General features: G+C 71.0%; 1 protein-coding gene. It reads right to left on the bottom strand.

Translation table 11 applies throughout. The features are described 5' to 3' along the window. On the bottom strand, positions 1-5995 hold a 5995-nt coding region (locus tag D7V88_RS37945; protein ID WP_120545427.1), incomplete at its 3' end, for a non-ribosomal peptide synthetase. Positions 5996-6157 lie beyond the last annotated feature (162 nt).

The raw sequence follows: 6157 nt of genomic DNA, 5'->3' as shown, positions 1-6157 counted from the left end.
CCAGCAAGGACGGCAGCAGCGAGCGCTCCGTCACCACCGCGGACAGGCCCGCGTCCTGGAACATGAACGTCAGGCGCTGCTGCGGGTAGGACGGGTCCAACGGCACGTAGCAGCCGCCGGCCTTGAGCACGCCCAGCATGCCCACCACGAGGTCCAGGCCACGCTCCAGGCACAAGCCCACGCGGCCCTCAGGGCGCAGGCCCAGCGACAGCAGGTGGCGCGCGAGCTGGTTGGCCCGCGCGTCCAGCGCTCCGTAGGTGAGCGTCCGGCCCTCGTGCTCCACGGCCACGGCGTCGGGCGCGCGGCGGGCGTGGGACTCGAAGAGGCGGGGGAGGGTGTCCTCCGTGATGGGCACGGTGGCCGAGGCGTTCCAATCCACCAGCACCCAGGAGCGCTCTTCCGCGTCCATCAGTGGCAGCCGGCTGACGGGCACCGTCGCGTCCTGGGCCACGGCCTCCAGCAGGACGCGGAACTGCGACGCCAGCCGCGCGGCGGTGGTGGGGGTGAAGAGGTCCAGGCTGTATTCGAGCGTCCCCTCCAGCCCGCCGTCGCGCGCCATCATCGACAGGCTCACGTCGAAGCGGGAGGTGTCCGGCGCGGTGGGCAGCAGATCCACGCGCACGCCCGGCAGTGAGGGCGGAGGCACGGGTGCGTTGTGCAGCGCGAACATCACCTGGAAGAGAGAGCCCCGGTCCGAGCCCCGCTCCACTCCCAGGGCGTCCACGAGCCGCTCGAAAGGCACGTCCTGGTGCGCATACGCAGCAAGCGACGACTCACGCACGCGCTCCAGGAGTTCCGTGAAACGGGGGTCGCCTTCCAGTCGGGCACGCAGCACCAGCGTGTTGAGGAAGACGCCAATGAGCGGCTCCAGCTCCGGCCGGGTGCGGTGGGCCACGGGACTGCCCACGGCGAAGTCGTCCTGCCCCGAGTAGCGCGATAGCAGCGTCTCGTACCCAGCCAGCAGCACCATGAAGAGCGTGGCGTTGCGCTCCCGCGCCACCTGCTCCAACGCGCGCACCAGAGACGCCGGCAGCGTGAAGACGTGGCTTGCGCCCCGCAGGGTCCGCATCGCGGGCAGGCCGTGCTCGGAGGGCAGCGTCAGCGCGGGCAGGCCCTTCAGCGACTCGCGCAGGGCTTCCAAATGCACCTGCACGCCTTCGGAGTTCCCCTCCTGGCGCTGCCACACGGCGAAGTCGGCGGCCTGCACTTCCAGCGCCGGCAGTGGAGACGGGCGGCCCTCCGCGAACGCCGCGTAGAGGCTGCCCACCTCGTGCACCAGCACGCCCATGGACCAACCGTCGGAGACGATGTGGTGCATGTTGAGGAGCAGCACATGCTCCTCGGCGGCGAGCTTCAGCAGACGCGTGCGCAAGAGCGGACCGGTGCCCAGGTCGAAGGGCAGGGCGGCTTCGTCGCGCATGCGGCGGCGCAGGGTGTCCTCGCGCGCGGCGCCTTCGGGAAGGACTTCCACCGGCAGCGGCCACTCGGCGGGCGCGGCGTGGATGCGCTGGAGCGGCTGCCCCTCGTACTCCAGGAAGGTGGTGCGCAGCGGTTCGTGCCGGAGGACGATTTCCGCGAAGGTGCGGCGCAGCACCTCCACGTCCAGGGCACCGGTGAGCCGCAGCGCCAGGGGGATGTTGTAGAGCGCCTGTCCCGGCTCCAACTGCTCCAGGAACCACATGCGCTGCTGCGCGAACGACAGCGGCAGGTCGCCCTCGCGAGGCACCGTGGGAATCGGAGGAGTGACGGTGCGCGACGGCAGCGCTTGGATGCGCTCCGAGAGCTGCACCAGCGTGGGCGCTTCGAACAGCGTGCGCAGGGGCAGGTCCACGCCGAACCGCGCGGCCACCCGCGTGACGAGCTGCGTGGCCAGCAGTGAGTGCCCACCCAAATCGAAGAAGTCATCGTGCGCGCCTACGCGCTCCACGCGCAGCACTTCACGGAACAGCGCCGCCAGTTGCTCCTGGAGCGGTGTCAGGGGCGCGTCGTCCTCGCGGGAGGACGTGCTTGCCGTGGGGGCGGGAAGCTCGCGGCGGTCCACCTTGCCGTTGGTGGTGAGGGGCAGGGCCTCCAGGCCGACGAAGGCGGCGGGCACCATGTACTCGGGCAGCCGCGCGCGCAGATGCTCGCGCAGGGCGCTGGCCTCCACGGTGGCGGGGACGACGTACGCCACGAGCCGCTGCTCGCCGGGCACGTCCTCGCGGACGATGACCACCGTCTCTCGCACGTCGGGGTGCGTGCTGAGCGAGGACTCGATTTCACCCAGCTCGATGCGGAAGCCCCGGAGTTTCACCTGGTGGTCGATGCGGCCCAGGTACTCCAGTTCGCCAGAGGGCAGCCGCCGCGCCAGGTCTCCCGCGCGGTAGAGCTTGCGCCCCGGCACGGGGCCGAAGCGGTCGTCCACGAAGCGTGCGGCCGTGAGCTCCGGCCGGCGCAGGTAGCCCCGGGCTACGCCCGCGCCGCCCACGTGGATTTCTCCCGGCACCCCGAGGGGCACCGGCTGTCCCGCCGCGTCCAGCAGGTACAACTGGAGGTCGGCAATGGGCTGGCCGATGACGCTGGAGCCCGGACGCTCCAGGTCCGCGAGCCCGACTGGCCGCCACGTGACATGCACCGTGGTCTCGGTGATGCCGTACATGTTCACGAGCTGGGGCCGGGCGTCGCCGTGACGCTCGAACCAGGGGCGCAGCGACGCGAGGTCCAGCGCCTCACCGCCGAAGATGACGTAGCGCAGCGCCAGGGCCGGAGCTTCGCCCTGCTGCTCGGCATGGAGGAGCTGACGGAAGGCGGTGGGCGTCTGGTTGAGGACGGTGACACCTTCGTCGGCCAGCAGGCGCAGGAAGGCCTGCGGCGAGCGGCTGACGAAGTACGGCACCACAACCAGCCGGCCGCCGTACAGCAGCGCGCCCCACAACTCCCAGACGGAGAAGTCGAACGCGTACGAGTGGAACAGCGTCCACACGTCCGCAGGCCCGAAGTGGAACTTCGCGTCCGTCGCGCTGAACAACCGCGTGACGTGGTCGTGCTGCACCATCACGCCCTTGGGACGTCCGGTGGAGCCCGACGTGTAGATGACGTACGCGAGGTCGCTTGGCGCGCTCCGGTGTGACGGCCGTTCGGACGAAGCGCCGGAGGCCACCGCGGCCTCGAAGGTGAGCACGGTGGTGCCATCCACCGAAGGGACGCGGTCCTCCAGCGACGCCTGGGTGAGGACGAGCGGTGAGCGCGCATCCTCCAGCAGGAACGCCAGGTGCTCGCGCGGGTGCGCGGAGTCCAGGGGCAGGTACGCACCTCCGGCCTTGAGGATGCCGAGCAGTGTCACCACCAGCTCCACGCCACGCTCCAGGCACACGCCCACGAGCACTTCCGGTCCCACGCCGCGCGCCTGGAGGACGTGGGCCAGTTGGTTCGCGCGGGCGTCCAGCTCGCGGTACGTCAACTGGCGCAGCTCGAAGGTGACGGCGATGGCGTCCGGGGTGCGCTCCACCTGCGCTTCGAAGCGCTCCACCAGCGTGCCCGTGGCGAACGCCTCGACGGGTGGGTTCCATCCGTGGAGGACCTGGTGGCGCTCGGCCTCCGTCATCACGGGCAGCTCGGAGAGCTTCGTCTCCGGCGCGGCCACCATGCCGCCGACGACGACTTCCAGGTGGGAAAGGAGCCGGTCGAGGGTCTCCGGCTCGAAGAGGTCCGTGGCGTACTTGCAGCCGATGAGCAGTCCGTCGGGGCCGGGGACGGCCTCGAAAGTCATGTCGAGTTCGGTGGTGCGGTTGTCCAGCAGCCCCACGTCCAGCGTCAGGCCACCACCCACGGGCTGGGCCCGCGGAATGGCGTAGTCGTCCAGGACGAAAGCGACGTTGTACAGCTCGCGCCGCTGCGAGCCCGGCTGTGCGACGGCGAGCACATGGTCATACGGCACGTACCCATGGGCCAGCGCCTCCAGCGTCGTCTGCTTCACACTGGCGAGGAGACCCGTCACGGTGGTGTCGGAAGGAAGGCGCAGGCGCAGCGGGAGGAAGTTGGTGCAGTCCCCGACGAGGGAGCGCGTGCCCGGCACATCGCGCCCGGACGTCGCGGAGCCGAGGATGAAGTCCGTCTGGCCACTCCAGCGGTGCAGCACGGTGCCCAGTGCAGCCACCAGCATCATGAAGGGCGTGGCGCCTTCACGGCGGCCCAGTGCGTTCAGCTTCGCCATCAGCGGCGCGGGCAGCACGCGCAGCCGGCGGGCGCCGTGGGAGGACAGTCGCTGGGGACGAAGCTTGTCGGTGGCCAGAGACAGCAGGGACGGTGCGCCGGAGAGCGTCTGCTTCCACCACGTGAGTTCCGAGGCCAGGGCCTGGGCCGTCAGGTGCGCCTGCTGCCACGCCGCGAAGTCGCCGTACTGGAGCGCGGGCTCGGGCAGGGGCGAGGGGCGCTGCGTGGTGAAAGCCCCGTAAAGCGCGGCCAGCTCACGCGAGAGCACCGCCACGGACCAGCCGTCGGCAATCAAGTGGTGCACGAAGACGAGCAGCACATGCTCATCGGGAGCGAAGCGCAGCAGCACGAAGCGCAGCAGCGGCCCGGTGAACATGTCCATCGGGTCCTGGGCGTCGCGCACCGCCCACGCATCCAGCAGCGCCTCCCGTGAAGCGCCGTTCCCGCTGTCGACATCCTCCACCGTCAGCGACACGGGCGAGGGCGCATGGACCTGCTGGAACAGCACGCCATCCCGAGCGACGAAGGTCGTGCGCAGCGCTTCGTGGCGACGGACCAATTCGGTCAGCGAGCGAGATAGCGCCTCCGGGACCAGGGGGCCCCGGAGCGAGAGTGACACGGGCACGTGGTAGGCCGTGGACTCCGGTGCGAGCTGCTGGAGGAACCACAGCCGCTGCTGGGAGAACGAGGCTGGCGCCATCCCCGAAGGAGCCGAGCGCCGCTGCACGGGAGGAAGCGCCGCCAGTCCCGTCGCGGTGCGGCCCTGGGCCAGCGAAGCCGCGAGCGCCTGGAGCGTCACGTCCTGGAGCAGGGTGGCTGCGGAGACGCGCATGCCCAGCCGCTTCTCGATGCGAGCCTGAAGGTCCGCCGCCGCGAGCGAGTCCATGCCCAACTGCGTGAGCGGAACGTCCGAGCCCTGAAGGCCCGCCTCCGCACCAAGCACGGCGGTCAGCTCCTCGCGAAGGATGCCCTCCAATTCCTCCACGGAGCGGACAGGAGAGGCTGAGACCGGGGCCACCTGAGCGGACTCCGTCGTCGCAGAAGGCTGCGCGACCGTCCCTCCGGACGGGCTCACCGTCGCGGCAGCCGAGACCGCTGCCGCGCCGTCCTGCGCCGCCGAGCCACCCGGCTTCGCACCGGGCGCATCCATCGGCGGAGTCTCGGACCCAGGAACCACCGGAGCCCGCACCAACGGCTCCGCACCCGGCGCTTCGCTGCGCCACAGCACGGACAGCTCCCCAGACACGAGCGCGGCCCGGCACGCGAAGCGCTGAATCTTCCCGCTCGACGTCTTGGGCACCGCCCCCGGAGCCAGCAGCGCCACCGTGTGCGTCTGCACCTCCAGCTCCCGCGCCAGCGCCTGCCGCAGCCCGTTCGCCACCGCCGCCAGCACCGTCGCGTCCGCGTCGGCCAAATCCCGGCCCACTTCCGCCACCACCGCCAGTGCCTCGCCCCCCGTCGTCTCCACGGAGAACGCCGCCACGCTTCCCGCTCGCACGCGCGTGTCCGCGCGCTCAATGACTCCCTCCACGTCCTGCGGGTACAGGTTGCGCCCGCGCAGGATGATGAGGTCCTTGCGCCGCCCCGTGACGAGCAACTGCCCGTCCTCGCACAGCACGCCCAAATCCCCCGTGCGCAGGTACTCCGGCCCGTCCACCGCGCCAGCAGGACGCGCATGGAAGGTGGCCTCGCTCAGCTCCGGCTTGCGCCAGTACCCCTGGGCCACGCTCGCGCCCGACACCCAGATTTCACCCACCTGCCCGGGGGCTCGCGGGACAAGCGACTCCGGCTCCACCACCAACACCCGCTGCTCCGCCAGCGTCGTCCCGCAGCCGATGTGCGCGCGACGCGTCCGGGAAGCTGCGCCTGCTCACCGGCAACGAGGTGGGCGTGCTCCTGGGCCACTACGTGCTTACGCAGGGGACGAAGCACGGGCGCGCGCACGTCGTCACCACCATCGTGTCGT

Origin of the sequence: Corallococcus terminator, from assembly GCF_003611635.1 — a bacterium.
GTDB lineage: Bacteria > Myxococcota > Myxococcia > Myxococcales > Myxococcaceae > Corallococcus > Corallococcus terminator.
The sequence above is the reverse complement of the archived record's forward strand: the minus strand, read 5'-3'. Positions and strand labels throughout refer to the sequence as shown.